Origin of the sequence: Rhizobium sp. 18055, assembly GCF_902706285.1 — a bacterium.
Classification (GTDB): domain Bacteria; phylum Pseudomonadota; class Alphaproteobacteria; order Rhizobiales; family Rhizobiaceae; genus Rhizobium.
The window spans coordinates 276,787-302,921 of the sequence record NZ_CACSKD010000005.1 but is presented as its reverse complement, the minus strand read 5'-3'; the positions used below and the strand labels follow the sequence as shown (position 1 = coordinate 302,921).

Sequence of the window (26,135 nt, the reverse complement as noted above, 5' to 3'; positions counted from 1 at the left end):
TGAGCCTCGCAAAATAACGCCGTCGCTTCAATGCGTAAAGCATAGGCTTAGTCAATATTCTCAAGCCATGTTCCTCCCCACCCACAGGGCTGCACTTGCCCTCGTCTTCGGCTAGAATTGTGCCATGAGCAGCATCTTCGACAATGATTCGCAAAGCAATCTCACCGAATATTCGGTGTCCGAGCTCTCCGGTTCGATCAAGCGGACCGTCGAGACGGCGTTCGATCAGGTCAGGGTGCGCGGCGAGATTTCCGGCTATCGCGGGCCGCACTCGTCCGGTCATGCCTATTTCTCGCTGAAGGACGACCGCTCCCGCATCGATGCGGTGATCTGGAAGGGCACGTTTTCGAAGCTGAAGTTCCGCCCGGAAGAGGGCATGGAGGTGATCGCGACAGGCAAGGTGACGACGTTCCCCGGCTCGTCGAAATACCAGATCGTCATCGAAACGCTGGAGCCCGCCGGCGCCGGCGCGCTGATGGCGCTGATCGAGGAGCGCAAGCGCAAGCTCGGCGCCGAAGGCCTGTTCGATCCCGCCCGCAAGCGGCCGCTGCCCTTCATGCCGAAGGTGATCGGCGTCGTGACCTCTCCGACCGGCGCCGTCATCCGCGACATTCTCCACCGCATCGCCGATCGATTTCCCGTTCACGTCATCGTCTGGCCGGTCAAGGTGCAGGGCGAGGGCTCCGGCGAAGAGGTGGCCAACGCCATCCGCGGCTTCAACGCCTTCGAGCCTGCCGGCGCGCCCAATGGCGCAATGCCGCGCCCCGACGTGCTGATCGTCGCCCGCGGCGGCGGCAGTCTCGAGGATCTCTGGAGCTTCAACGACGAGATCGTCGTGCGCGCCGCCGCCGAAAGCCGCATACCGCTGATCTCCGCCGTCGGCCACGAGACAGACTGGACGCTGATCGATTATGCCGCCGACGTCCGCGCCCCGACCCCCACAGGCGCTGCCGAAATGGCCGTGCCGGTGAAGGCGGAGCTGGAAGCGCAGCTTTCGACGCTGGGCGCCCGCCTGCAGGGCAGCACGCTCAGGCAGATGGACTATCGCCGGCAATCGGTGCGCGCGCTGATGCGCGCGCTGCCCTCGCTCGACCAGCTGCTGGCGCTGCCGCGCCGCCGCTTCGACGAGGCTGCGTCCGGCCTTGGCCGCGGGCTCGAGCTCAACACCCTCAACAAGCGCCGCAGCTTCGAAAGGACCGCAGCGCATCTGCGCCCCGACATGCTGTCGAACCGCATCGCCGAACGCCGCCAGATGCTGGCCGAGCGGATGACCCGGGCCGAGCGCACCGTCGAGCGGTTGATCGATCGCTCGAAATCGCGCGTCGGCCGCGCCGACGCCGTCTTCGCCTCGCTGCCATCGCGGCTGAAAACCCAGACCGCCCGCATGCGCGAGCGCCTCGCCAACCTGTCGCGCAACGCCGACACCGCCGTCCGCCACCAGCTGACACGGGCCCGCGGCGATCTCCTGGCCCAGGAACGCATCCTGCAATCGCTGTCCTACAAGAACGTGCTGAAGCGCGGCTATGCCGTCATCCGCGACGAGGACGACCGCCCGGTCTCGGCGGCGGCGATGGTGTCTTCGGGATCAGGCATCTCGATCGAGTTCTCCGACGGCCGCATCGGCGCTATCACCACCGAGGGCGGCGAGCCGCCGGCCGGTGCGAAAAAGCGGGGCGTAAAGCCTGCCGAGCCCGGCGCGCCACCCAAGCAGGGCAGTCTGTTCTGAAGTGTGATCGGGGGCCTCCGAAGTGCCTGTTTAAAAACGCACTTCGACACGCTATCTAGACCGATAGACGCAGCGGCGAGGCCCGGGTTTTCGGGCCGTCATCGGCCTGTACGAGGCGGCGCAAGCCGTGCTTTTGGAGAGAATGCAATGAAGAGACTGTCGCTTACCCTTGTGTCCATCGGGATGATGGTCGGCGTGTCGTCCGCCCCGGTGCTCGCCGAACAGTCGCGGCTGTCGGAGGTTATTTTCGGCAAGGCCTACAATGACGGCGTCACGGCGATCCGCATCACCCATTGGTCGCGGCGCGACCAGCAGCTGCCGCTGTCGGTGATGTACCCGATGGCCTCGACCATCCGCGCCGCACAGTCCAAGGTCCGCGGCGACCGGCATCTGATGCAGGCGATCGCCGATCGCGGCATCGCACTTCACAATGTCGTCGAAGTGCAGACCGCGCTCAACGGCGGCCACGTCATCTATTACCGCTGACCTCGATGCGGCTGGAGCGGCTCCGGCCGTGATCACTCGAATGCGGCGAGGAACTTTCGCAGCAGCGCATCGAGCGCCGTCTTCTCATCCTCGTCGAGCGTTGCCGTCAGCCGCTTCTGATTGGCGACATGGGCGCCGACCGCCTCGTCGATCACGGCCAGTCCCTTCTCCGTCAGCGCGATCAGCACGCTGCGGCGATCCTCCGGGTTGACCACGCGCGCCACGAAGCCCGATTTCTCCAGCTGGTCGATCCGGTTGGTCATCGTTCCCGAACTCACCATCGTCATCTCGAGCAGATCACCCGGCGACATAAGGTAAGGCTGGCCGGAGCGCCGCAGCGTCGCCAGCACGTCGAAGGCCGATGAGGAGAGGCCATGGCTCTGCAGCACCTGCTCCACCTCGCGGGCGAGATGCGTCGTCAGCCGCCCCATGCGGCCGAGAAGGCCCATCGCCTCGGTGTCGAGATCCGGCCGCTCCTTGGCCCATTGCGATAATATCCTATCGACGCGATCCATGTGCACTCTCTCCTGAATTGTCAGGTTTGCCCAAAAACTATCTTGACGTCAAGATAAAGAGGTGTAGGTTTTGTTTATCTTGAGGTAGAGATAATTCAGATGAACAAGAATCCGAGCCACATCACCGATGTGCTGATCACAGCACTTGCCCCGGCCGTCTGGGGCAGCACCTATTTCGTCACCACTGCTTTCCTGCCGCACGGCTATCCGCTGACCGTCGCCCTGCTGCGGGCGCTGCCGGCCGGTCTGCTGTTGTTGGCGATCGTCCGCAAGCTGCCGGAGGGCATCTGGTGGTTTCGCGCCTTCGTGCTCGGGGCGCTGAATTTCTCGTTTTTCTGGGCGATGTTGTTCGTCTCCGCCTATCGCCTGCCGGGCGGCGTCGCCGCCACCGTCGGCGCCATCCAGCCGCTGATCGTCATCGTGCTGTCGCGCGTCGTACTGGGGAGACCGATCCGCGCCCTGGCTGTCGGGGCAGGCGCCATCGGCATGGCCGGGGTCGCACTTCTGGTACTGTCGCCGAGTGCCGCACTTGATCCTGTCGGCATCGCCGCCGGTCTCGCCGGCGCCGTCTCGATGGCCTTCGGCACGGTGCTGTCGCGCCGCTGGACGCCCCCGGTCTCCAGCCTCACCTTCACCGCCTGGCAGCTGACGGCGGGCGGCCTGCTGCTGTTGCCGATAGCGCTGCTGCTGGAACCGGCACTGCCGGTACCGACCATCGCCAATGTGCTCGGCATCGCCTATCTCGGCCTGATCGGCGCCGCTCTGACCTACATGCTCTGGTTCCGCGGCCTTGCCCGCATCGAGCCATCGGCGGCCTCGTCTCTTGGCTTCCTCAGCCCGGTCGTTGCCACGCTGCTTGGCTGGCTGGCGCTCGGCCAGAGCCTGACGCCCGCGCAGTTGTGCGGTTTCGCAATGGTGCTCGCGAGCGTCTGGTTCAGTCAGCGGGTGGCGATGCCACCCGCCACAACGGCTATCAGGCCCACTCGCCCTGACGCATCACCGCAACCGTCGACCCATCGGGCTTGATGCCGTCGATATCGACCTTGTTGGAGCCGATCATCCAGTCGATATGGATCAGGCTGGAATTGCCGCCCTGCGCCTTGATCTGTTCCTGGCTGAGCTTGGCGCCATCGAGGAAGCACTTCGAATAGCACTGGCCGAGCGCGATATGGCAGGAGGCATTTTCGTCGAACAGCGTGTTGTAGAACAGGATGCCGCTGGCCGAGATCGGCGAGGAATGCGGCACCAGCGCCACTTCGCCGAGCCGGCGCGCCCCTTCGTCGGTATCCAGCACCTTGTTCAGCACCTCTTCGCCGCGCGAGGCCTTTGCCTCGACGATCCGGCCCGCCTCGAAGCGCACCTGGATATTGTCGATCAGCGTGCCTTGGTGCGACAGCGGCTTGGTGCTCGACACATGGCCATCGACGCGCAGCGCATGCGGCGTGGTGAACACCTCCTCGGTCGGAATGTTTGGGTTGCAGGTGACGCCGTTCTTGGCGGTCGAGGCGCCGCCATGCCATTCGTGGCCATCGGCAAGCCCAACCCTGAGATCGGTGCCCGGCCCCTTGAAATGCAGCGCCGAGAAGCGCTGGCCGTTCAGCCAGCCGGAGCGCTTGGCGAGGTTGGCATTGTGCTCGGCCCAGGCGGCGATCGGGTCTTCCACATCGACGCGCGAGGCGGCAAAGATCGCCTTGGCCAGCCGCGCAACCGCAATCGGCTCGGGATCGCCGGGGAATACCAGCTTCGCCCAGGCCGGGTTCGGGTAGGAGACGATGTTCCAGTTGATGTCGAAATTGGAGATCTTCTCCAGCGCCGGCTTGTAGGCGGCCGACATCGCCCGGTTGGCGCGGCTGACCTTCGACGGGTCCTGCTCGGACAGCATCATCGGATTGTCGCCGGCCACGGCAAGCCGCGCGGCGCCATTCTCGTAGGCCTTGGCCATGCCCTCGTAGAGCCAGCCGGAGGCGCGGTCGAAACTCTGGTCGTTGGCATATTGATAGCGTGCCAGCGTCGATTCCTCGTCGGAATAAAACGCGCTGACAATCCCGGCACCGGCCATATAGGCATGCTTGGTGATCTGCCGCACCAAGGGCAGGGCGACGACGGGGGCGGTGATCACCAGATCCTGGCCGCTCTGCAGCTGCAGCCCGACCTTGATGGCGACCTCGGCCAGCTTGTCGAGCTTGATGGGGTCCACGGCGTTTTCGCCCTGCGGCATGTAGTTCATGATCGATCACCTTCTGAAACGAACGGACAGGGCGCCAGACTTAGACCCGTTTGCGGCGAAATTGAAGCTTCACCCTTGCCAATCTCTCCTGCCGCATAGTCAAATGCTCAAGGCGCTATCGGGGAGGGGCAGGAAGGGATGAGGTGGAAAGGTTGACGCAAAATCCTGGACCGGCCGCCTGATCAGGCGACCAGCGGTGCCGCCGTCGCCTTCAGCACCTCAAGCGCATCCTTCGGATCGAGCCGCACCTGCAGCCCGCGCTGGCCGCCGTTCATGTAGACCAGCGGCTCGCTGAGCGCGGCTTCCTCGATCGCCGTGGGCACCAGCTTCTTCTGGCCGAACGGGCTGATGCCGCCGACATGGTAGCCGGTCAGCCGCTCCGCATCGGCAGGCTTCATCATATACGCCGACTTGCCGCCGAAGGCGCTGGCCAGCTTCTTCATGCTCACTTCGTGGTCGGACGGCACGACGACGCAGACCGGCTTGCCGTCCACCTCGGCCATCAGCGTCTTCAGCACCCGGTGCGGCGCCTCGCCGATCGCCTCGGCCGCCTGCAGCCCGATGCGCTCGGCATTCGGGTCGTAATCATAGGTATGGACGGTGAAATCGACACCGGCCTTGGAGAGGATCTGCGTGGCGCGCGTGGTCTTCGACATCGGATCAGCCCTTGAAGACACTGCCGTAAATCTCGGGCTTGAAACCGACCAGCAGCTTGCCGTCGGCCTCGACCACCGGACGCTTGATCATCGACGGCTGCTCCAGCATCAGCGCGATCGCCTTCTCGGCGTCGAGGTCGGCGCGGGCATCATCCGGCAGCTTGCGGAAGGTGGTGCCGGCGCGGTTCAGCACCGTCTCCCAGCCCGCTTCCCTGGTCCACGCCTCCAGATGCGCCCGGTCGATGCCTGAGGCCTTGTAGTCGTGAAAGGCGTAGGCGACGTCGTGCTCTTCGAGCCAGTTGCGCGCCTTCTTCATCGTGTCGCAGTTCTTGATGCCATAGACGGTGACGGTCATTCAGTTCTCCCACTCAGTTCTCGAGGGCTCCGGGCTTGCGCGCCGCCTTGCTCGCGCTCGCGCAGGCAATCTTCATCAGGTCGGCACGCCGGCGCACCAGCCGCTCCGAGCTGCGGGTAACGATCAGGCCTGCCTGCGGGGCGCGCACCTCGACGGTGCCGTCAGCCATGCCCGGGCGGGTGATGATCGTCGCCAGCAATTCGCCTTCGCCGACCTTCTCGCCGATATTGCGATGGAATAGCACCGTGCCGGCTTCGGGCGCCCGGATCATCTCGATATTGTCGAGCGGCACCGCAGGTCCCGTGAACGGGCCGAGCGCCACGGCTGTCTCGATCGCGCCGCGGCTGGCGAGGAACTTGAACAGCCCCGCCGCATCCTTCTTCGCCATCTCGGGATAGACGTCGCGGCCGCCACGCAGCTCGACGGTCACCGACAGCTTGCCGGGCAGCAGCGCCTTCTTATCGCCTGCCACTTCATGCTTCCAGGCATAGCCGACCGCTTCCTCGAAGGCCGAGCTTTCGCCGTCAGACAACAGCACCGCTTCCATGTCGAGCGCCGATGCCAGATCGGCCGCCTCCGGCCAGAAGGCATCGTCGATATAGGCATATTGCAGCGATTCATCGTCGCAATGCAGGTCGATCACCAGATCGCAGCCGAGCGCCATATGCATCAGCTGCCGCTTCAGCCTGTCGACCACGCCGTATTGGTCGAGGTTCTCGACCAGCCCGTCGCGCTCCCTGACCGAGATCAGCGGGAAATCGCGGTTGAAATTGGTGCGGGTGCCGAGATCGAAGCGGCCCTGCAGCTCGCCGAAATGCGATTGCGCCGCGCCGATCGGGTTGGCATGCGGCACGATGGTGATATCACCCAGGATCTGGCCGGCCTTCTCGGCCTCGCGCAGCATCTCGCAGAGAAAATGAATGAGCGCAGTGCCCGGCAGCTCGTTGGCATGCAGCGCCGCCTGGATATAGACCTTCGGCACCTTCGGATCGCTGCCCTTGAAGCGCAGCACCGGCAACCGCCACTCGATACCCGCCGTATCGCCGGAAAGGATGATCTCGGACGTCTCCATGTCAGTCTCCGCTGCCGCTGTCGTTGCAGGAGCTTTAAGCGACTTCCGGCTGTCGAGGCAAGCGCGTTATCCACGCACCTGAGCGGCCAGCGGCCAGCGTGCGGCAAGGATCGCCGCGCCGGATCTCTCTTGGCGCCCATCGACACCACGCAGCAACCCGTCATGCACTCCAATACAGGCTTCGATCGCCTTCATATCCGGCAAAATCGCGAAAAACGGCGCTTCTTTGCCAAATCTTGACGATTGCTGAGTCATGCTCGGCAAAGCGAAGTCGAAGGATGATTGCGTGTTCTGTTCATGCATGACCATCTCCGGACCGGTCGCCCCGCCTCTCACTCTCCAGGGAATGAGCGGATGGTAGCAGCTGGCGAGTGGAAATCAAGAACAAAAGAAGAACGTATAATCGTCGCTGCATCCGGCTCTGGAGTTCTGTCATGCGTATCCTGATGGCCTGTGCCGCCTTTCCCCCCTTCATCGATGGCGGTGGTCCAATCTCGGCGATGATGATCGCCAAGCTGCTGCTTGCCGCCGGCCACGATCTCGAAGTGGTCAATGTCTCCGGCGAAGACAAGCACGAGATCTATGACGGCGTGCCGGTGCACCGGCTGAAGACGCTGAATATCGACTGGAACTACCGCCTGCCGCGGCCGGGCTGGAAGAAGCTGATCTGGCATGCGCTGGAGAATTTCAATCCGCGCGCTTACGTCGTCATGCGCCGCGAGATCCGCCGCTTCAAGCCGGATATCGTGCTGACCGACAGCATCGAAAACATCAACGTCGCCACCTGGGCCGCCGCCAAGAGCTCTGGCGTGCCGGTCTGTCACATCCTGCGCAGCGCCTTCCTGCTTTGCTGGAAGGCCAGCATGCGCCGCGGCGACGACAATTGCGTGCGGGCCTGTTCCTCCTGCCAGGCCTCGTCCTACGGCAAGAAGGTGTTGTCGCGCTATGTCGATGCTGTCATCGGCGAGACCGATTTCATCATCGGCCGTCACACCGAGCACGACTATTTCCCCAATGCCAGCACCCACCGCGTGCTGGGCGCCGTGCCGCCGGTTGTCGGTAGCGCACCGCGCGCAGCCCCGACCGGCCCGATGCGCTTCGGCTTCATCGGCGTTCACGATCCGGTCAAGGGTCTCGACACGCTGGCGCTCGCCGCCCACCGGCTGGTCAACAATCCCGATGTCCGCTTTGCCATCGCCGGCAACTCGAAGAGCGATTACTCCAAATCACTGCCGCAAAAGTTTCCGGCTGAAAACACCAAATTCCTCGGCTGGACCAAGCCTGACGATTTCTTCCCGCAGATCGACGTGCTGGTCGTCCCCTCGCTGTTTCGCGAGCCCTTCGGCCGGGTGGTGATCGAGGCCTTCGCGCAAGGGGTGCCCGTCATCGGCGCCCGCTCCGGCGGTATTCCCGAATCGATCGATCCCGGCAGCGACGGCTATCTGTTCGATCCGGGCGATGACGTGGGGCTGGCCAAACAGATCGCCGAGATGGCCGCCAACCCGCAGGCGATCCCGGCCTTGTCGCGCGCAGCACTGGAAGCAGCCGGACGCTACGAACCACAAAAGATCGCTGCCGGCTACCAGGCGGTCTTCGCCAGGCTGCGGCCCGATCTCGTCAAGCCCGCAGGCGAGAGCGCGGCAAAAGAACCGGCACGCACGCCGGAAACACCCCGCGTCGCGCAAGAAACGGGTTGAATTCGCGACGCCACTGCACGATTCTCATGGCATGCCCATTCGAAAAGGTCTGATCCTTCGAGGGCAATGAGGTCGGAGGCACATCATGGGACAGGCAGCGCACCACTATCTGGTTTTCGACACAGCAGGCGGCTTCTGCGGCATTGCCTGGAACGCCATCGGCATCACCCGCTTCCAGCTGCCGACAAACAGCGCAGCCGAAACCGAGCGGCTTTTGCTGCGCCGCATTCCCGGCGCCGAGCCGGCCCAGCCAACGCCCGAAGTCGCTGACGCCGTGGCTGCCGTCAAACGCTATTTCGCCGGCGAACCGATCGATTTCTCCGCCATCACGCTCGATCTCGACGGCCAGGACGCCTTCTTCCGCGAAATCTACACCGCCGCCCGCCGGATCGGCTGGGGTGACACCACCACCTATGGCGCGCTCGCCAAACAGCTCGGCCGCGGCCCGCAAGCCGCCCGCGAGGTCGGCCAGGCGATGGCCAAGAACCCGGTCGCGCTGATCATCCCCTGCCACCGCGTTCTCGCCGCCGGCAACAAGCTCGGCGGCTTCTCGGCGCCGGGCGGAGCGGTATCGAAAGCGCGGATGCTGGAACTGGAGGGCGTCTCGCTGGCGCCACCGCAGCCGGCGCAGCAGTCGTTGTTCTAGCTCAGGTCGCGCAAAGCTGTGCAGCGGTTTTGCGTTGACGACATTCTAAAAACAAAGGCTTGAATCCTGAAAGCGTATCCGCGGGATGGCAACATTTTTGTCACGCCTCGCGGACGAAACGATAGCCAGCGGCATGGGCTGCCTTCAGAACCTTGCGATCGAAAGTGACGAACCCGTTGCAATGGCGGGTCCTGATAAGATGCAGCGCATCTGCGAAATCCATGCCCTTCTCGACAAGGTCGAACGCCGCTGCGATGAGATCGGTGTCTTCCATCGTCACCGTCGGCATGCCTGAGAAAACCCGCAACGATTGGATGATTGCTGTTCTGCCGAAACGGAAGGTTGTCCGCAGGACCCACGCAACCTCCATGACAACGGTCACGGTGACAAAAACATCCTGTCCGTCAATGATGTCACGGGCGCGCAGCGCCTGCTGGGGATGATCGCCTGTGAGGTAGCGAATGATCAGGTTCGTGTCGATCGCGATCATGTGTCGGGATCGGTACTGCGCTTGTAGCGGCGGTTGGCCTCGGCCAGAACCCCGGCGTCCATTTCCTCAAGCGTCTTTGGTTCGCCGTTGTAGGGCAATATACCAAAGGCGGCACCTTGCGCTGTCGGCGCAAAGGCAGGCGCCTGTCTCAGAAGCACGCCGTCAGGCGTCTCCTCGACGATCAGGCGCGTGCCGGGTTCCCAGTCCCGCCTTTGGCGAATTGCCTTCGGCAGAATAACCTGTCCCTTGGTCGATACGGTCGTAACGAGATCTTCGGTGAGGGCCATCTGCCTGAACTCCAAAGGTAAGACGGATGTAAGATAATCCGTCTCCCCCCTGCGTTCAAGCGTCCTGCCTTATTCCCACTCGATCGTGCCGGGCGGCTTGCTGGTCACGTCGTAGACCACGCGGTTGATGCCGCGGACTTCGTTGATGATCCGGGTCGCGGCGCGGCCGAGGAATTCCATGTCGTAGTGGTAGAAATCAGCCGTCATCCCATCGACAGAGGTCACGGCGCGCAGCGCGCAGACGAATTCGTAGGTGCGGCCGTCGCCCATGACACCGACGGTCTGCACCGGCAGCAGCACGGCAAACGCCTGCCAGATGGCGTCGTAGAGACCGGCCTTGCGGATTTCGTCGAGATAGATCGCGTCGGCTTCGCGCAGAATCTCCAGCTTTTCGCGGGTGATGCCGCCCGGGCAGCGGATCGCGAGACCAGGACCCGGGAAGGGGTGACGGCCAATGAACGAGTCGGGCAGGCCGAGCTCCTTGCCGAGCACGCGCACTTCGTCCTTGAACAGCTCGCGCAGCGGCTCGACGAGCTGCATGTTCATGCGCTCCGGCAGGCCGCCGACATTGTGGTGCGACTTGATCGTCACCGACGGACCGCCGGTGAAGGAAACGCTCTCGATCACGTCGGGATAGAGCGTGCCCTGGCCGAGGAATTCGGCACCGCCGAGCTTTTTGGCTTCTTCCTCGAAGGTCTCGATGAACAGCCGGCCGATGATCTTGCGCTTGGTTTCCGGATCGGAGACGCCTTCGAGTTCGCCGATGAACTTGTCGGCGGCATCGACGTGGATCAGGTGCAGATTGTAGTGTTCGCGGAACATGGCGACAACGTTCGCCGCCTCATCCTTGCGCATCAGGCCGTGGTCGACGAGCACGCAGGTCAGTCTGTCGCCGATCGCCTCGTGGATCAGAAGTGCCGCGACAGAGCTATCGACGCCACCGGAGAGCGCGCAGAGAACGCGCTTGTCGCCGACCTGTTCGCGGATCGTATCGACCGCCTTCTGGCGGTAGGCCGACATCGACCAGTCGCCCTTGATGCCGGCGATGTTGTGAATGAAGTTGCCGATCAGCTTGGCGCCATCAGGCGTGTGCACCACCTCTGGGTGGAACTGCACCGCGTAATATTTGCGCTTTTCGTCGGCGATGAAGGCGTAGGGCGCGTTCGGCGATGTCGCCACGACCTTGAAACCGTCAGGCAGTGCCGTGACGCGGTCGCCATGGCTCATCCATACCTGATGGCGCGAGCCCTTCGACCAGAGGCCGTCGAACAGCTTGCTGTCTTCATCGACTTCGAGGAAGGCGCGGCCGAATTCGCGGTGATGGCCGCTCTCGACCTTGCCGCCCAGCTGCATGCACATCGTCTGCTGGCCGTAGCAGATGCCGAACACCGGCAGGCCGCTGTCGAAGATCACCTGCGGCGCGCGCGGCGAGTTTTCATCGACCGTCGAAGCCGGGCCGCCGGACAGGATCACGGCTTTCGGCTTCAGGCGGTGAAAACCCTCTTCGGCGGACTGGAAGGGAACGATCTCGCAGTAGACGCCGGCCTCGCGCACGCGGCGCGCGATCAGCTGGGTTACCTGGCTGCCGAAATCGACGATGAGAACGCTGTCGGGATGTGCTGTCTGGGTCATGGCGAGCATTTAATGAAAAGCACCCGGTCTTGCAATGCGGGAAATCTGCAGCAGTGGCATTTTATTGCATTGATTGTCCCTGTTTTGCAGGGGCTGGAGCGATTTCAGAACCAGAAGACCCCGTCTTCCAGCGCCGTGAACAGGCTGTCGGTGGCGTCCGACAGCTTGCGGTCGATCACATGCAGATACTCGGTCCAGCCGGAAATATGCTGCAGCTCCTCGACGCCGTCGGAAATTCCACGTAGCCCGATCAGCGGCAGCTTGTAGGTCTGGCAGACGCGCAGGATGGAGAACGTTTCCATATCCACCATGTCGGCGTCGATGCCCGCATAGGCCGCACCCGAGACGACATTGCCGCCGGTCGAAAGGCTGGCTTCGGCAACACCAGGAATGCGCAGCGGCAGGTCGATGACCGCAGGCAGATCGAGAAACGGCGTCCGGCCCTTCTCGAAACCAAGCGGCGAGGCGTCCATGTCGCGATAGGAGACCGACGTGACCTGATAGACCTCCGTCTGCTCCAGCCTGGCCGAGCCGGCAGACCCGAGCGAAACCACCAGCTGCGGCAGGTCGCCGGCATGCTCCAGCGCGGCCAGCGTCCGGGTCAGCACGATGGCTGCCTCGACAGGGCCGACGCCTGTTATCAAGGGCTCGAAGCGCGAGCGCAGGAAGGGACCGTATTCGGCCTCGGCGGCCATCACGAACAGGATGGATTTGCCGGCAACCGATTTCAGCTCGAACGTCATCCGGTAATTCCTTCTCTGCCGCGTATGATCATCATCGTGCTGGTCATCGAGGCGATCAGCTTGGCGGGGCCGTCGCTGATCGCGTAGCCGCGACCATCGGCAACGATGATGTTGCTGCCGGGCTTGGTGATCTCGCTGCGAAACAGGAAGCGCTCGCCGCGCCCGGGAGACAAAAGGTTCACCTTGAACTCGATCGTCAGCACCGAGGCGTCAGGGTCGATGACGGTATAGGCGGCAAAGCCGCAGGCGGAATCGAGCGCCGCCGAAATGATCCCGGCATGCAGAATGCCGTGCTGCTGGGTCAGCTTCACGTCGAACGGCAGCTCGATCTCGACGATCGCCCGCTCGACGCGCGTCAGCTCGGCGCCGATCGTGTGCAGCGCCGCCTGGCGCGCGAAATTGGTCTGGATGCGGTCGCGAAAATCGCCGCTGTCGATGTCGGTCATCTGTCTGTCCCCGTGCGAGCGCGAAAGTGCCACGGCATGCCGGATCAGACAAGCGCAACTGATTGGCCGGCGGCACAATTCCGGCCTCAACCTCGGCGCCGGGAAATGCTAGAGCCGAACCACCGGGATTGTGGAGGGTGATGTGTCGAAGACAACGCTGTCGGTGAGGGATTATGTCGCAGCCGATTGCGACGCGACCATCGCGATTTTCCTGGCGGCGATCCGCGAGGTGGCTTCGAGGGATTATACGCCGGACGAGATCGAGGCCTGGGCGCAGGTCGAGGATCGCAACGCCTGGGCCACGCGCCGCGCCAGCCGGCCGACCTTTGTCGCCGAATGGGAAGGCGTCCCGATCGGCTTTTCCGATCTTGAAGCGGACGGCCATCTCGACATGATGTTCGTCCATCCGGCCTATCAGGGCGTCGGCGCTGCCAGCCTGCTGTTTGCCAAGGTCGAAGACGAAGCGCGCAAGCAGGGGTTGGGCCGGATTTTCACCGAAGCGAGCCTCACGGCACGACCCTTCTTCGAGCGCCGCGGCTTCACGGTCATCGCCCGCCAGAGCGTCGAGAAGCGCGGCCAGCGGCTGACCAATGTCCGCATGGAGAAATATCTCTGACGGGCCGCTGCGTCGCTCAGTTCAGGTAGACGATCGAGCCGTTGAGCAGTGTCGCGAACGACACCCAGGCGAGGTAGGGCAGGAACAGCCACGCCGCGATCCGGTCTGCGTTCCAGCGGTTGGCGATGAAGGCGAGGATCAGCACCCAGAGCACCAGGATGATCGCCAGCGCCACCGGCGGCATCTGCAGGCCGAAGAAGAATGGAGACCATAGGAAATTCACCACCATCTGCCCGGCCCAGATCAGCATGCCGACAGAGAGGTGTCCGCGCACCCAGGTCCGTGCGCCGGCGATGCCGATCAGCACGTAGAGGATCGACCAGGCGGGGCCGAAGATCCAGTTCGGCGGATTGAACGGCGGCTTGGCCAGCGATTGATACCATTCGCCGGGAAGATTGTTGACGCCGATGGCGAGGCCGCCACCGAGCGCGATGGCGATGAAGACGATGTAGGTCAGGACTTTGCTCATGCTCCTGACATAGGGCACCGAAGCGCGCCGCGCCAGACTGTATCCCATGCGATTTAACCGCGCCGGATCATCATCGCCATTGCCGGTCTTGCCGTTCCGCCTATGATTGAGAGAGCAGACTTTGTCCCTCATCGGGCCCGGCATTGGAATCGGCAGGCATGGCAACCATCACCCAGTCTTCGGCCCGCTATGAGGTGTGGCTCCGCAGCCGGCTCGGCGCCGATCTTGTCGAGGAAGACCTGACCCGCAAGCACATGAAGATGCGCGCGAACAGCTTCGCCTTCCTGCGCGCCACCTACTGGCGCTTTGCCGAAACCATCTTCGATATCTGTCCGGATTTCGCCAATGCACCGCAGCTCCTGGCGATCGGCGATACCCATCTGGAAAATTTCGGCACCTGGCGCGATGTCGAGGGGCGGCTGGTCTGGGGTGCCAATGATTTCGACGATGCGGCGGTGATGCCATACGCGCTGGATCTGATCCGCCTGGCCGCAAGCGCGCTGCTTGCTTTGACGGACAGCGGCCCGCCGGCTGAGACGGTGGTCGGCGCGATCCTGACAGGCTATCTCAGGGGCATCCAGACGCCGATGCCGGTCATTCTCGAACGCGATCACAAGACGCTGCGCAATGCGCTGATCCTGCCGGACGGCGAGCGACGGAAATTCTGGGAGAAGTTCGCGGCCCTGCCTGTCGGCACCAGGCCCGCGCCGGCAGCCTATGCCGAGGCGCTGCAGGCGTCGCTGCCTGACGGTTGCGCCGCCTATGTGCCAAGGCCGCGCACGGCCGGAACCGGCAGCCTCGGCCGTCCGCGCTTCATCGCCTACACCGATTGGCAGGGCGGGCCGATGCTGCGCGAAGCCAAGGCGATGCTGCAATCGGCCTGGTCGCTCGCCCATGCGCCGGATGATCACGCGGTTCACGCAACCGAGATCGCGGATGGCCGCATGCGCTGCGCCGATCCGCACTACAAGCTGATAGGGTCCGTGCTGGTGCGGCGGCTCTCGCCGAGCAGCACCAAGATCGAGATCGATCGCAATCCCGAGCTGCTGCTGTCGCCTGAGATGCTCGACCTGATGGGCTTCGAGATCGGCAATTGCCACGTAAACGACCCGGCGGCCGGGTTGTCGATCATCAGGGATATCAAGGCGCGCAAGGCGGACTGGCTGGCGACTGCCGCAAAGGCGGTCGCTGCAGCCGTCAGCGCCGAACAGAAGGCATGGTCACACGCGTCGTGACGCGCCGATCCGGACGATGTGCTGGTCCCAGGCGACGTCGCTGCGGCGCCCGAGAAAATCACCGTCATAGGACGATACCGCAAAGCCCGACTTGTCCGCGGCAATGCCCGCCGCATCGGGCACGGTCTCCTCGCGCAGCACCCGGCCGCTCCTCGCATCGATCGTCACCGAGACGCCGCCCTTGGGCGAGGTCACGCCCACCAGCCCGTCCTTGCGGTTGACGGCGATGGCGCCGACATAGTTGGCGAGCCGTCGCGTTGTCTCTTCCGGCAAATCGACGAAACTGATGTCCTCGCCCTTGGCAAACGAACCGACCAGCGGCGGCAGGTCGTTGCGATGGCCCTCGTACTGGCAGGCAAACCAGATACGGCCGCTGTCGTCGATATCGACATGCCGGGTCGAGACCTGCGCCCATTGCGCCGGCAGGGCGTGCTTCTCGACCAGCGCGCCGCTGGCGGCATCGATCAGGGTGAGCGATGGCTGCATGGCGGCAAGGTTGAGCTTGGTGCGGCCGAAATCCGGATGGGTCTCGATGCCGCCATTGGCAACGATCAGCATCTTGCCGTCGTCGGACGCCGTCATGTCGTGCGGGCCGACGCCGAAGGTCTCGAATTCGCCGATCCGCTGGAAGCGATTGGTCCCGTCATAGAGCCCGATCATGCCGCGATTGGCATCGAAATCGTTCTCGCTGGCATAGAGAATGCGGCCATCGGGCGAGAAGACGCCGTGGCCGTAGAAGTGCCGGTTGTCCGCTGCGGTGATGACGATCGGCTTGGCCTTGCCGCGCGGATCGAAGATCATCGCATAGGTGCCGGGGCGGCGCGCGAAGGCGACGGTCCTGCCGGTGGCCGCGCTGAAGGCCATGCCGTGCGAGCGGGCAGGCAGCGCCAGCTGATCGACGATCTCGCCGCGCTCGGTCACCGTCGCCACCGCGTAGTCGCCGTTCGGCTGTCGCATGCCGGATGCATAGACCGCATCGGCGCGCTCCAGCGCCATCAGCGCCCGCGGCTGCAGGGCCGCCAGGAATGTCAGCCCGGCCGCCTTGACGAAACTGCGCCGGTCGATCGCCGCACTCCTGATCATCGGATCAATCGCCGTCGGAGAAGGAGAAGCCGGCAGAGAGGCCGATCGCTGCGCCATACTCGTCGCTGATCGTCGTCACCAGCTCGCGGGTATCGGCCAGCAACTGGTCCAGCTTGGCCTTTTCGGCAGCGCTGGTCGCCACTTCGATGTCGGGATTGAGCTTCGGTACCGTCTCCAGCAGCGCCTTCAGCTTGGCGTCGATCTCGTCGGCAACCGGCTTCTTGTCTGGCGGCAGCAGGTCGGCCATTTTGGCCTTCTGCCAGAGGGTGCGCAATCCTTCCAGATTGGCGGTCATCGACTTCCAGGTGTTCTTCGAGCGCCAGTAGATCGCCATCCGCGGGCGCGGCGTCGTATCCTTGCCCTTGTAGAACTGCTCCAGCCGCTGGTCGCGGACGTTTTCGGCGCCGTGCACGAGAATGCCGAGCAGGGCCGTCGCCGCTTCCTTGTTGTCCATGAAATCGGGGCTCTGCGGGCCGGGATGCTTCCAGCTGCCCTGGATGCCGTCGGGCTTTTCCCAGGCGGCGACGACTTCGCCGGCCTCGCGCTGGATATTGCCGGCAACGGCTGCGCCGTAGAGGCAGCGGAAGCTGTTCTTCTGCGCGGTCAGATCCTCGGACCCGGCGCCGTAAAGCACATATTCCAGTGCCGTCAGCCCCTGCAGCGCCACGCTCTTGGCGGCGATCGCATCGACGGTGGTGTCCTTCGGATCGGCCTTGGCAATCAGCGTCTGCACCTGCCGCAGGCCAACGCCCTTGCGATCGGGGTAGAACAGGATGTGTTCGAACAGGTTGTCCTGAATGACCGGGCCGGTCTGGACGATCTCGATGATCGACCAGTAGCGGATGATGTCGTCGAAGGCCGATTTCGCCTTGTCGAGGCTCTGTGGCGTGCCGCCCTCGCACAGATCCTTCATGGCCGTCGTCAGTTTCGCTGCCGATTGCTGGGCATTGCGATAGCCCGGACGGATCACCTCATCGACGGCGCGCTGCATCACGGCAGGCACGGCATCTTCGTTCAATCCCGTCTTTGGTGCGGCGTCTTGGGCAACGGCGGAGGAAGCAAGGGCAAAGGAAAGAACGAGAGGGTACCAAAGGCGCATCAAAGAGACTCCAGAAATGTAATCAGTGCCTGCCTACTATCCTTAGGCAGGGATGCAAATGCGTCACGCGACTTTTGTGCTTCGCCGCCATGCCAGAGGATTGCCTCGGTGAGGTTTTTGGCCCTGCCGTCATGAAGGAAGAAGCTGTGTCCGCTGACAGTCTGAGTGAGACCTATACCCCATAGCGGCGGCGTGCGCCATTCACGTCCGCTTGCAAGTCCGACCTGTTGTCCATCGGCCAGGCCCTCGCCCAGATCGTGCAGCAGGAAGTCGGAATAGGGCCAGATCAGCTGGAAAGCCTGCGCCTTGTCGAGGCTGTCGCGGCGGGTGACGAACTTCGGCACATGGCAGGCAGTGCAGCCGCTCTGATAAAATATCTGCTTGCCCTTCAGCGTCTCGGGAAAGCTTGCCTTGCGCCGTGCCGGCACCGCAAGGTTGGCCGAATAGAAGGTTACCAGATCAAGGATCGGCCCCGGTGCTTCCTCGTTGCCGATACGTTTCTGCACCCCGGTCGGCATCTTCCGGCACCTGATTTCGCCCTCGGTGCAATCGCCATGCGCATCCGGCCGGTCCGGCGTCGAGATGCCGATATCGTTGGAAAAGGCATCGGCGGTCTGGTCGCGCACGCTGGCATTCTGCGCCTTCCAGCCGAACCGGCCGAGCGCGGTTCTGCCGGTGCGGTGATCGCGCACGATCGCCGCCTTGCCATGAATGCCGTCGCCGTCGGTGTCATCAGGATCGGCATGCGCCAGAATATCGGCTTCCGGAATGGCCTCGATCAGCCCCAGTCCGATCATCGCAGGTGCTACCCGCGGCGAGAGCGTCGTCGCCGGATCGAGCGGCCCGTAGCCGGGATTGGTCACCGAATAGCTCGGCCGGCGCAGCGACACGGTTTCTCCGCCGGCAAGCGTCACCGGCTCCTCGGTGTAGCGGATTGCCATCTTGCCCTCGGAGGGAAGGCCGGGCACCGCCAGATCCTGCAGCTGGTGGCCATAGATGGGATCGGGAAAGTTGACGATCTCGGCACTGGCGATTGCGCGTTCCTCGTCAGGCGTCGCGGCCGGACGCGACAGCCGCAGGAACATCGACGTGGCGCTGACCCCGCCTTCCGGCGGCTTGCCGCGGCCGTCCTTGAGATGACAGCTCATGCAGGAGCGCGCATTGAACAGTGGTCCGAGACCATCCGACGCCTGCGTCGAGGAGGGGGCGGAAACCCAGAGTTTCTTGAACAGCGCATTGCCGAGCCGGAACGGTTGCTCCTCCTCGAAGGGGATGGTTGCCGAGATATGCGAAAAGGAATCCTCGGTGACCGGATCGATCGAGGTGGCACCGCCCGCCTGCATCGCTTCGTATTGTTCGGCCCTGGAAAAATCGGTGGTCGGCCGCGTCACCTCGGCGACACGCCTGGCGTCGGCATCGGTGAGGTCGGTTCGCCTGGTCGGCAGATCGAAACCGGCGGCAAAGGCGACGGAGAAACCGGCAATCGCGGCGCAGAATGCTGCGCTGATGAGAAGACGGCGAGCCGGGAGAGGCGACATTTCAGGGTTCGGGCCGCCTCCTTGTCGAAGCGGCCCGCCTTTTCACTTATTTGAAGACCGCGCTAGGATTATCCAAGCTGTCGGAACCTTCAAGCTTTACCGTGCCGAGATCAAGTGCTGCGATCACGCGCTGCACCGACTTGGTCTGGTCCACGAGGCCGTCGATGGCAGCCTGGACAACAGCGTTGCCCTTCTTGTTGCCTTCGGCGATCATCTGGTCGTACTTCTCGACGTTCTGGCCGCGCTTGGCCATGACGTTCATTGCCTTGAGCGTCGTGTCGAGCTTGCCCGTCATTTCCTTGTCGAGCTTCTTGTCCTTGGCGGCAACGAGATCGTGCAGCGAAGGCCCCTTCATCTTCGTGCCGTCAGCGCGGGTGTAGTTGCCCGTGTAGGCGGCAGCGATGCCGATCGCATCGTTGAGGTGGGAGTTGTAGGTATTGTCGGAGAAGCAATCATGCTCTTCCTCAGGATCGTGCAGCACCAGGCCGAGCTTCATGCGCTCGCCGGCCAGTTCGCCGTAGGAGAGCGAGCCCATGCCGGTCAGGATGGCAACGAGGCCAGCCTTCGGATCGGCTTCGACATGCTTGGTGGCTTCGCCGCCGGGTGCCCAGTTGTCGGTCATTTCCTGCAGGTCGGACACCAGCAGCGTCGAGGCAGACTTCAGATATTCGGCGCGGCGGTCGCAATTGCCGTGCGTGCAATTCTTGAGATCATAGTCGGTGGCCGGGCGGTTGCCCGCACCCGGGCCGGTGCCGTTCAGGTCCTGGCCCCAGAGCAGGAACTCGATGGCGTGGTAGCCGGTCGCAACATTGGCTTCAACGCCGCCGGCTTCCGCCAGCGTGCCGGAGAGGAACTCGGGCGTCAGCTTCGAAGCATCGACATCCTTGCCGTCGATCTTGATCGTCTTGTTGGCAATGACGTTGGCGACATAAAGCGCGTTCTCGTCGCTCTCGGTGCCGTAGGAGGTATCGACATAGTCGATCAGCCCTTCGTCGAGCGGCCAGGCATTCACCTTGCCTTCCCAATCGTCAACGATCGGGTTGCCGAAACGATAGACCTCGGTCTGCTGGTAGGGAACGCGGGCCTTGATCCAGGCAGCGCGGGCGGCAGCCAGCGTCTCGTCGGTCGGCGCCTTCAGGAATGCGTCGATGGCAACGTCGAGGGTCTTTGCCGTGGTCAGCGCGTCTTCATACTTGGCATGTCCGACTTCGGTGTAATATTTGACGACGGCAGCAGCGTCCGGTGCCGCGTAAGCGGGAATGGCAGACAAAGCGGTTGGGGCCACCGCCAGCGCCAGGGCTGCGCAAAAATGCTTGTTGAGCTTCATGGGATCCTCTCCTGTGACGGACGTTCCGTCTGAAGTCCGGCGAAGGTTTCTTCGCCCAAAAGCAAACTTGTGTCAAACACTCTAGTTTGGAATGGTTTTAAGGAAGGAAATGCGCATAAAGCCGCCGGATCGGATTCGATTTGCTTGGAAAAGCGGCAGTAAATGAGTAATCACTGTGCAGCTGCTCAAACATTGTCCGGATCGACCGCCCATGCGCCGACATCTCAAGCATTTCATCCACCGGCACGAGCCGAAGGGAACCGTTCATCTGCATCTGAAATCCGGCATCGGTGCCATGATCGGCATGGCATCGGTCGGCGCCTTGACGCTATTCACCGGAATCCCGCTGCTGATCGCGCCCTTCGGCGCCACGGCTGTGCTGATCTTCGGCCAACCGAAAAGCCCGCTGGCGCAGCCGGCCAATGTCATTGGCGGTTATCTGCTGGCTGCCATGATCGGCGGCCTCGCCGTATTCCTGTTTCCCGGCCTCTGGTGGGTGGCCGCCGTCGCGGTGGGTCTGACCATTGCCGTCATGCTGATCCTGCGCGTGACCCATCCGCCGGCCGGTGCCGTTCCGCTGGTGGCGTTCAGCTCGCATCTCGGCGGCCCGACGCTGTTCATGGTCGTCGGGTTCGGGAGCGTGCTGCTGATCGCGATTGCCGTGCTGCATCACCTCGTCCCGCCGCGGCATCAATATCCGCTGCGGGCGCCGCACTGATCAGCCAGTCATCTCAGCCCTTGCGCTGCATCCGGCAGAAGAAGAAGCCGTCGGTATCGGTGGACGCCGGCGTCAGCGTCACGGTCTTGCCGTCGGATGACCGCGGTCGCGGGCTGTCCTTGCCGAACAGCTGATCCCAGCCGGTGAGTGCGCTGGCGATTTCGAATTCCGGATTGGCAGCCGTAAACGCACGGACCTGCTCTTCGTTTTCCTGCGGCAGAACCGAGCAGGTGACGTAGATCAGCTCGCCGCCGCGGCGCACATAGGCGCTGGCCTGCGTCAACGCGCCCTGCTGCTGCGCAGTGCGCTCGTCGAGGTTCTTGGCGGTCAGGCGCCATTTGGTATCGGGGCGGCGGCGCCACGTGCCGGTGCCGGTGCAGGGCGCATCGACCAGAACCTTGTCGCAGCGCTCCTGCAGGCTCTCGAGCGCTTTCGCGTTGTCGTGCACCTGAACGTTGCGGGTGCCTGCCCGCTTCAGGCGCTCGATGATCGGCGCCAGCCGCTTGCGGTCGGCGTCGTAGGCGTGAACCTGGCCCTTGTTGTGCATCGCAGCCGACATGGCGAGCGTCTTGCCGCCGCCGCCTGCGCAATAGTCGAGAACCTGGTCGCCCTCTGTCGGCAGCACGAGATCGGCAACGATCTGCGATCCCTCGTCCTGAACCTCGAACCAGCCTTTTTGGAACGAAAGCTCGGCTGTCACGTTGGGTAGACGGGACGCACCTTCGCCGGCGGCAATCCGGATGCCGTATCGTGCGATCTTCGCGTCCTGCGCGCCGGACCGGTCCAGCGCCTTGACGGCCTTTTCGCGGGTGGCCTTCAGGATGTTGGCGCGCAGATCGAGCGTCGGCCGTGTGGCGAGCGCCTGCGCCTCGGCAAGCCAGCTATCGCCGAAGGCGTTTTCGAAGGTTGACTGTACCCACTCGGGAATGTCGCCCTGGATATGGGAAGGAGCATCGGAAAGAGTGCGGGACTGGAAGGCGGCAAGCGCCGTGTCGGAAAGAGCAGGCGGCGCGAACTTGTCATCGACAAGCTCGGCGGCAAGCGTCTCGGGCGTAAAGCCCCATTGGCGGAACATGACGGCATGGGCAATCGCCGATGCGCTGTCATCGTCCATCAGCCAGGCGTGCGACAGGCGCATGCGCAACGCGTCGTAGACGATGTTGCCGATCGCTGCACGATCGCCGGAGCCGGCGAAGCGGTGCGCGAGGCCCCAGTCCTTGAGCGCATCGGCGACAGGCCGTCTGCGGGCATCGATATCGTCCAGTACCGAAATTGCCCCTTCGAGCCTACCGCCCAATCGCATTCACAAAGCTCCTATCGCCGGATTAAAGCCGGTTATCGAAAACCGGTGGTCTGAAAAGACCTATGGCTTGTGAACGATCCGCAGGAAGCGCGACAGACGCAGCAGATGGTACACAAGTCTCAACCGCGTGGTATCCGCGATTGGCGGCAAGAGCAAGCGGTGCGTATCGATGCGGCTTAGCTGATCACTTCGTAGCAGACCTTGGCGGTGCCGCTGCTGACCATGCCGATATTGCTCGCTGCAGCACGGGAAAGATCAAGAACGCGGCCGCGGATGAAAGGACCGCGATCGTTGATGCGCACGACGACGCTGCGGCCGTTGTTGCGGTTGGTGACCTTGACCTTGGTGCCGAAGGCAAGCGAGCGGTGCGCGGCAGTATTGATGGTGGGGTTCATGCGTTCCCCGGAAGCGGTTTTGGAGTGCAGTGCGTACCACGAAGCACCACCACAACCATTTGCAGCAAAACCTTCCATCGGAAGGATGGTAGAACAGGCTGCTATAGTTGCGACAGCGATAATAGAACGGCTGATTTTCTTCAAAACGGGGTGTCCCTCGACTATTGAACTTACGCCTTGCGGGCGGCGGGGGCTTAAATCCGTCCAAAAGTGGCGAAAAAGTGCCGTTCATAATCACGGAATGTTACCGACTGAAATATTTGTGATGAGCCGACGAATGATTCGTTTGGGCGTCAAGCCGCTTGCGATAAAAAAAGCGCAATGGAATCAAGTCAAATTAGAACATTTTTTGCGAGGAGCTGTTAGCGCAACGTGAGATCACAAAATTAACGAAAATAATTTTGCGCGGGCGCCATAATTCATGCCCCATTTGGGCAATTTCGAAGGCTAGATGCCCAAATTTTGCGACAAGTTTTAACGAAAAGGCCGTTTGGTAGGAATTTCCTACCAATTCATCGTATGCGATACGAATAACATTGCGGCCGTTTTGGTTAGCCGCGCCACCGATCATTCTGCAACAATTGCGCGAGTGACGGCGGATAGGTCGGAAATGCGAAGGCAAAGCCCGTCGCCTTCAGCTTGGCATTCGAGACCCTTTTGTTCTCGCCATAGAAGGAGCGTGCCATCGGCGTCAGTTCTGCCGTTTCGAATGCCTGTTCCGGTGGTGGCTCGATGCCCATCAGCCGCGCCGCTTCGACGATCACGTCCTGCGGCGGGCCGGGCAGATCGTCGGTGACATTATAGATGCCGCCCAGTTTGCGCTCGGCAAGGAAGCGGGTGCTGGCGCCGATATCCTCGACGCGGATGCGATTGAACACCTGATCCTTCTTGATCAGCCGCCGCGCCGTGCCACGCGCCAGATTGCAGAACGCATTGCGCCCGGGACCATAAATGCCCGAAAGCCGCAACACAGCAGCCGGAACACCGAGGCGTTCACCGATCTCCATCCACGCCGCTTCCGCCTCAAGCCGCTCTTTCGAACGGCCCGAGACCGGAACGCAGACCACGTCCTCGCCCACCCAGTTGCCGTTGTGGTTGCCATAGACGCCGACGGTCGAGAGATAGCCGATCCACGACAGCTGCGGCATCATTTCGGAAATGCGCGCGTCGGCCAGCCTCAACAGCGGATCGCCGGCATCGCGCGGCGCGATCGATTGCACCAGATGCGTTGCGGATTGCATGGCGTCGCGCAGCGTGTCGTCGAGATGCTCGCCGTCGAAGACGAAAGCCTCGATGCCCTGCGCCCGCAATGCCGCAGCCTTGTCCTCGGAGCGGGTGGTGCCTGAAACGCGAAAACCGTCGGCCAGAAACGCCTTGGCGATCGCCGTACCAGAGTAACCGCAGCCGAAAATCACCAGATGCATCACGCAGCTCCCGCCAGTCTCCACTCGTTCAGCACATCGCTGTCCGACTCATCCTTCGGCCTTTGTGCCGCAAACCGCGCGAATTCGCCAGCCTCCAGCAACCGCGACAGCGCCCAGATCGCCATGGCCCGCACCACGGGCGAGGGATCGGCCGTGAGCGTGCGACATTGATCGACAAACCCGGCATCGCCGGAATTGCCGGCCGCGATCAGCACATTGCGGACAAACCGGTCGCGGCCGATCCGCTTCACCGGCGAGCCGCTGAAGAAGGTGCGGAAGGTCGGATCGTCGAGCCTGAGCAGGTCGGCGATGGCAGGCTCCTTCAGATCGTCGCGCGCCTGCAGCTTCATCTCCGAGGCGGCGCGGGCAAACTTGTTCCACGGGCAGGCCGCAAGACAGTCGTCGCAGCCATAGATCCGGTTGCCGATCAGCGGCCGGATCTCGGGATCGATCGGGCCCTTGTGCTCAATCGTCAGGTAGGAAATGCAGCGCCGCGCATCGATCTGGTAAGGTGCCGGAAAGGCATCGGTCGGGCAGGCGTCGAGACAGGCTCGGCACGAACCGCAGTGATCGATATCGGGCGTATCTATAGAGAGATCGGCGGTGGTGAACATCGAGCCGAGAAACAGCCAGGAGCCATGCACGCGGCTGACCAGATTGGTGTGCTTGCCCTGCCAGCCGAGGCCTGCCGCCGCCGCCAGCGGCTTTTCCATCACCGGTGCCGTATCGACGAAGACTTTGACATCGGCGCCTGCTCTGGCGGCAAACCGCGTGGCAATCTCCTTCAGCCGTCCCTTGATGACGTCGTGATAGTCGCGATTGCGGGCATAGACGGAGATCGCGGCCTTGTCGGGCTTGTCGAGAATGCCGCGCGGGTCCTCGTCGGGAGCGTAGTTCAGCGCGAAGACGACGACCGATTGCACATCGCTCCACAGCGTCCGTGGATCGCCGCGCCGCTCGCGGGTCTCGGCCATCCACTCCATCGTTCCGTGTCGCTCGGCATCGATGAATTCCCCGAGCCGGTCCTTCGCGTCTGGAATGCTGTCCGGCCGGGTGATCCGACAGAGGTCGAAGCCGAGCGCCTGCGCTTGCGCCTTGACGAAGGCGGTCAGCGTTTCGCGGCGCTTCTGGTCTTTGGCTTCCATCGTCCGTTCGGGCATCGAGGGCCCTCGTCAGAAATCCAGGTCGGCGTAATGGGAAACCGGCGTCAGGCCGCGCACGCGCTCGGTCAGCATCGGCCGGAACGATGGTCGCGACTTCAGCCGCTGGTACCAGTCCTTGACGACAGGTGCTTCCGACCAGTCGATCTCGCCGAGATAGTCGAGGATCGAGATCGAGGCGGCTGCCGCCAGATCCGCATAGCTCATCCGCTCGCCGGCCAGCCACTGGCGCGAACCGGCAAGCCAGGTCAGATACTTCATGTGCTGGCGGATATTGGCGCGCGCCGTGCGCAGGATCTTCGAATCCGGTGCCCCGCCGCCCTGATCGGCGGTCATCTGCAGCTTGTAGACGCGCTCGCGCGCCAGCGGCCGGGTGACGTCGGTTTCCATCTTGACCATGAACCACTCCGTCAGCCGGCGGATTTCCGCGCGCTGGAACGGGTCTTCGGCCAGCAGCCGCCGGTCGCGCTTCAACACGCCATGGGTCTCGTCGAGATATTCGGAGATGACCGTTGCGCCGCAGAGTGCGCGCATGCTGTCATCGACATAGACGGGCAGCGTGCCGGCCGGGTTGAGCGCCAGAAAATCGCGGCGCTTCTCCCAGGTCTGCTCTTCGATCAGGTCTGCCTGGTAGCCATACTCCGTCAGGATCAACCGGACGAAGCGTGATGCGGATGACATGGGGTGATGATAGAGCGTGGGCATCGAGACTCGGATTTTTGAAGGGTGGGGTGCACGTCGCAGGGACGCGATGATTATAGCGCCCTAGTCATGACTCATTCGTTGAAGC

30 protein-coding genes are annotated in these 26,135 nt (G+C 63.2%); 9 read left to right on the top strand and 21 right to left on the bottom strand.

The features are described from left to right. The first annotated feature begins 124 nt into the window (after nt 1-124). Both xseA and GVL52_RS12105 read left to right on the top strand, forming a co-directional pair. Nucleotides 125-1,726, top strand: coding sequence for an exodeoxyribonuclease VII large subunit (gene xseA, locus GVL52_RS12110; RefSeq protein WP_160007298.1), 1,602 nt, complete (start codon nt 125-127; stop codon nt 1,724-1,726). A gap of 147 nt (nt 1,727-1,873) precedes the next feature. Next, a complete protein-coding gene (locus GVL52_RS12105) occupies nt 1,874-2,212 on the top strand; it encodes a hypothetical protein (protein WP_160007296.1) in 339 nt (112 codons plus the stop codon). A gap of 32 nt (nt 2,213-2,244) precedes the next feature. On the opposite strand, the gene GVL52_RS12100 is transcribed toward GVL52_RS12105, so the two are convergent. Further along, the gene (locus GVL52_RS12100) at nt 2,245-2,727 is read right to left on the bottom strand and encodes a MarR family winged helix-turn-helix transcriptional regulator (protein WP_160007294.1); all 483 of its coding nucleotides are present in this window, start codon (nt 2,725-2,727) and stop codon (nt 2,245-2,247) included. Nucleotides 2,728-2,826: 99 nt separating this feature from the next. On the opposite strand from GVL52_RS12100, the gene GVL52_RS12095 reads away from it, so the two are divergent. Continuing rightward, nucleotides 2,827-3,753 (top strand): EamA family transporter, encoded by a 927-nt coding sequence (locus GVL52_RS12095; RefSeq protein ID WP_160007292.1) that lies wholly within the window; start codon nt 2,827-2,829, stop codon nt 3,751-3,753. Here GVL52_RS12095 and GVL52_RS12090 read toward each other — a convergent pair. The 5 genes from GVL52_RS12090 to GVL52_RS12070 all read right to left on the bottom strand — a co-directional run bounded on the left by GVL52_RS12090 (nt 3,701) and on the right by GVL52_RS12070 (nt 7,340). Further along, entirely contained in the window at nt 3,701-4,954 is a 1,254-nt protein-coding gene (locus GVL52_RS12090) for an aminopeptidase (protein WP_160007290.1), read from the bottom strand. The two genes, GVL52_RS12095 and GVL52_RS12090, sit on opposite strands and share 53 nt — an antisense overlap. Before the next feature lie 182 nt (nt 4,955-5,136). Further along, a complete protein-coding gene (ybaK, locus tag GVL52_RS12085) occupies nt 5,137-5,610 on the bottom strand; it encodes a Cys-tRNA(Pro) deacylase (RefSeq protein ID WP_160007288.1) in 474 nt (157 codons plus the stop codon). A 4-nt stretch (nt 5,611-5,614) separates the two neighbouring features. Next, nucleotides 5,615-5,965 carry an ArsC family reductase gene (locus tag GVL52_RS12080; protein ID WP_160007286.1) on the bottom strand — a complete coding sequence of 117 codons (351 nt, stop codon included), beginning with the start codon at nt 5,963-5,965 and terminating at the stop codon, nt 5,615-5,617. Between the two features lie 13 nt (nt 5,966-5,978). After that, nucleotides 5,979-7,037 carry a succinylglutamate desuccinylase/aspartoacylase family protein gene (locus GVL52_RS12075; RefSeq protein ID WP_160007284.1) on the bottom strand — a complete coding sequence of 353 codons (1,059 nt, stop codon included), beginning with the start codon at nt 7,035-7,037 and terminating at the stop codon, nt 5,979-5,981. A 66-nt stretch (nt 7,038-7,103) separates the two neighbouring features. Continuing rightward, a complete protein-coding gene (locus GVL52_RS12070; protein WP_160007282.1) occupies nt 7,104-7,340 on the bottom strand; it encodes a hypothetical protein in 237 nt (78 codons plus the stop codon). 131 nt (nt 7,341-7,471) lie between these two features. Here GVL52_RS12070 and GVL52_RS12065 point away from each other — a divergent pair, with 131 nt between their 5' ends. Together GVL52_RS12065 and GVL52_RS12060 are read left to right on the top strand one after the other, a co-directional pair. Beyond that, a complete protein-coding gene (locus GVL52_RS12065; RefSeq protein ID WP_244619155.1) occupies nt 7,472-8,734 on the top strand; it encodes a glycosyltransferase in 1,263 nt (420 codons plus the stop codon). 85 nt (nt 8,735-8,819) lie between these two features. After that, a complete protein-coding gene (locus tag GVL52_RS12060; protein ID WP_160007280.1) occupies nt 8,820-9,380 on the top strand; it encodes a methylated-DNA--[protein]-cysteine S-methyltransferase in 561 nt (186 codons plus the stop codon). 100 nt (nt 9,381-9,480) lie between these two features. On the opposite strand, the gene GVL52_RS12055 is transcribed toward GVL52_RS12060, so the two are convergent. The 5 genes from GVL52_RS12055 to GVL52_RS12035 all read right to left on the bottom strand — a co-directional run bounded on the left by GVL52_RS12055 (nt 9,481) and on the right by GVL52_RS12035 (nt 12,978). Continuing rightward, the gene (locus GVL52_RS12055) at nt 9,481-9,870 is read right to left on the bottom strand and encodes a type II toxin-antitoxin system VapC family toxin (protein ID WP_160007278.1); all 390 of its coding nucleotides are present in this window, start codon (nt 9,868-9,870) and stop codon (nt 9,481-9,483) included. After that, nucleotides 9,867-10,157, bottom strand: coding sequence for an AbrB/MazE/SpoVT family DNA-binding domain-containing protein (locus tag GVL52_RS12050; protein ID WP_160007276.1), 291 nt, complete (start codon nt 10,155-10,157; stop codon nt 9,867-9,869). Before GVL52_RS12050 ends, GVL52_RS12055 begins: the two co-directional genes overlap by 4 nt. Before the next feature lie 69 nt (nt 10,158-10,226). Further along, nucleotides 10,227-11,789: a glutamine-hydrolyzing GMP synthase gene (gene guaA / locus GVL52_RS12045; protein WP_160007274.1), complete on the bottom strand. Its 1,563-nt coding sequence runs from the start codon at nt 11,787-11,789 to the stop codon at nt 10,227-10,229. Nucleotides 11,790-11,893: 104 nt separating this feature from the next. Next, the gene (locus tag GVL52_RS12040) at nt 11,894-12,532 is read right to left on the bottom strand and encodes a 5'-methylthioadenosine/S-adenosylhomocysteine nucleosidase (protein WP_160007272.1); all 639 of its coding nucleotides are present in this window, start codon (nt 12,530-12,532) and stop codon (nt 11,894-11,896) included. Then, nucleotides 12,529-12,978, bottom strand: a complete 450-nt coding sequence (locus tag GVL52_RS12035) for a PaaI family thioesterase (protein ID WP_160007270.1) — start codon at nt 12,976-12,978, stop codon at nt 12,529-12,531. Before GVL52_RS12035 ends, GVL52_RS12040 begins: the two co-directional genes overlap by 4 nt. Before the next feature lie 142 nt (nt 12,979-13,120). Between GVL52_RS12035 and GVL52_RS12030 the strand changes: the two genes are divergently transcribed. Further along, the gene (locus GVL52_RS12030) at nt 13,121-13,594 is read left to right on the top strand and encodes a GNAT family N-acetyltransferase (protein WP_244619154.1); all 474 of its coding nucleotides are present in this window, start codon (nt 13,121-13,123) and stop codon (nt 13,592-13,594) included. A gap of 16 nt (nt 13,595-13,610) precedes the next feature. Here GVL52_RS12030 and GVL52_RS12025 read toward each other — a convergent pair whose 3' ends face one another. After that, the gene (locus tag GVL52_RS12025; protein WP_160007430.1) at nt 13,611-14,063 is read right to left on the bottom strand and encodes a TspO/MBR family protein; all 453 of its coding nucleotides are present in this window, start codon (nt 14,061-14,063) and stop codon (nt 13,611-13,613) included. A 158-nt stretch (nt 14,064-14,221) separates the two neighbouring features. Between GVL52_RS12025 and GVL52_RS12020 the strand changes: the two genes are divergently transcribed. Continuing rightward, entirely contained in the window at nt 14,222-15,298 is a 1,077-nt protein-coding gene (locus GVL52_RS12020; RefSeq protein ID WP_160007268.1) for a DUF2252 family protein, read from the top strand. Here the strand turns inward: GVL52_RS12020 and GVL52_RS12015 are convergent. Genes GVL52_RS12015 through GVL52_RS12000 form a run of 4 tightly spaced genes read right to left on the bottom strand, consistent with a single transcriptional unit; the run spans nt 15,284 to nt 20,345 of the window. Next, nucleotides 15,284-16,381 carry a DUF1513 domain-containing protein gene (locus GVL52_RS12015; RefSeq protein WP_160007266.1) on the bottom strand — a complete coding sequence of 366 codons (1,098 nt, stop codon included), beginning with the start codon at nt 16,379-16,381 and terminating at the stop codon, nt 15,284-15,286. The genes GVL52_RS12020 and GVL52_RS12015 overlap by 15 nt on opposite strands. A gap of 4 nt (nt 16,382-16,385) precedes the next feature. Then, entirely contained in the window at nt 16,386-17,480 is a 1,095-nt protein-coding gene (locus tag GVL52_RS12010) for an imelysin family protein (protein ID WP_160007264.1), read from the bottom strand. Further along, nucleotides 17,480-19,018 (bottom strand): di-heme oxidoredictase family protein, encoded by a 1,539-nt coding sequence (locus GVL52_RS12005; RefSeq protein ID WP_160007262.1) that lies wholly within the window; start codon nt 19,016-19,018, stop codon nt 17,480-17,482. The genes GVL52_RS12010 and GVL52_RS12005 overlap by 1 nt, the downstream gene beginning before the upstream one ends. A 46-nt stretch (nt 19,019-19,064) precedes the next feature. Beyond that, nucleotides 19,065-20,345 carry an imelysin family protein gene (locus GVL52_RS12000; RefSeq protein WP_160007260.1) on the bottom strand — a complete coding sequence of 427 codons (1,281 nt, stop codon included), beginning with the start codon at nt 20,343-20,345 and terminating at the stop codon, nt 19,065-19,067. Nucleotides 20,346-20,556: 211 nt separating this feature from the next. Here GVL52_RS12000 and GVL52_RS11995 point away from each other — a divergent pair, with 211 nt between their 5' ends. Then, complete coding sequence (locus GVL52_RS11995; protein WP_160007258.1) at nt 20,557-21,063, top strand: HPP family protein; 507 nt, start codon at nt 20,557-20,559, stop codon at nt 21,061-21,063. A 13-nt stretch (nt 21,064-21,076) separates the two neighbouring features. Here GVL52_RS11995 and GVL52_RS11990 read toward each other — a convergent pair whose 3' ends face one another. Next, a complete protein-coding gene (locus GVL52_RS11990; RefSeq protein ID WP_160007256.1) occupies nt 21,077-22,366 on the bottom strand; it encodes an RsmB/NOP family class I SAM-dependent RNA methyltransferase in 1,290 nt (429 codons plus the stop codon). Nucleotides 22,367-22,542: 176 nt separating this feature from the next. Then, nucleotides 22,543-22,866: a septal ring lytic transglycosylase RlpA family protein gene (locus GVL52_RS11985; protein ID WP_244619159.1), complete on the bottom strand. Its 324-nt coding sequence runs from the start codon at nt 22,864-22,866 to the stop codon at nt 22,543-22,545. Between GVL52_RS11985 and GVL52_RS30875 the strand changes: the two genes are divergently transcribed. Beyond that, nucleotides 22,760-23,137, top strand: coding sequence for a hypothetical protein (locus tag GVL52_RS30875; RefSeq protein ID WP_244619162.1), 378 nt, complete (start codon nt 22,760-22,762; stop codon nt 23,135-23,137). The genes GVL52_RS11985 and GVL52_RS30875 overlap by 107 nt on opposite strands. Before the next feature lie 175 nt (nt 23,138-23,312). On the opposite strand, the gene GVL52_RS11980 is transcribed toward GVL52_RS30875, so the two are convergent. Genes GVL52_RS11980 through GVL52_RS11970 form a run of 3 tightly spaced genes read right to left on the bottom strand, consistent with a single transcriptional unit; the run spans nt 23,313 to nt 26,050 of the window. Next, entirely contained in the window at nt 23,313-24,185 is an 873-nt protein-coding gene (locus GVL52_RS11980) for an SDR family oxidoreductase (RefSeq protein WP_160007252.1), read from the bottom strand. Further along, nucleotides 24,185-25,345, bottom strand: coding sequence for a tRNA epoxyqueuosine(34) reductase QueG (gene queG, locus GVL52_RS11975; RefSeq protein ID WP_160007249.1), 1,161 nt, complete (start codon nt 25,343-25,345; stop codon nt 24,185-24,187). The genes GVL52_RS11980 and queG overlap by 1 nt, the downstream gene beginning before the upstream one ends. A gap of 12 nt (nt 25,346-25,357) precedes the next feature. Beyond that, nucleotides 25,358-26,050, bottom strand: a complete 693-nt coding sequence (locus GVL52_RS11970; protein ID WP_160007247.1) for a glutathione S-transferase family protein — start codon at nt 26,048-26,050, stop codon at nt 25,358-25,360. Nucleotides 26,051-26,135 lie beyond the last annotated feature (85 nt).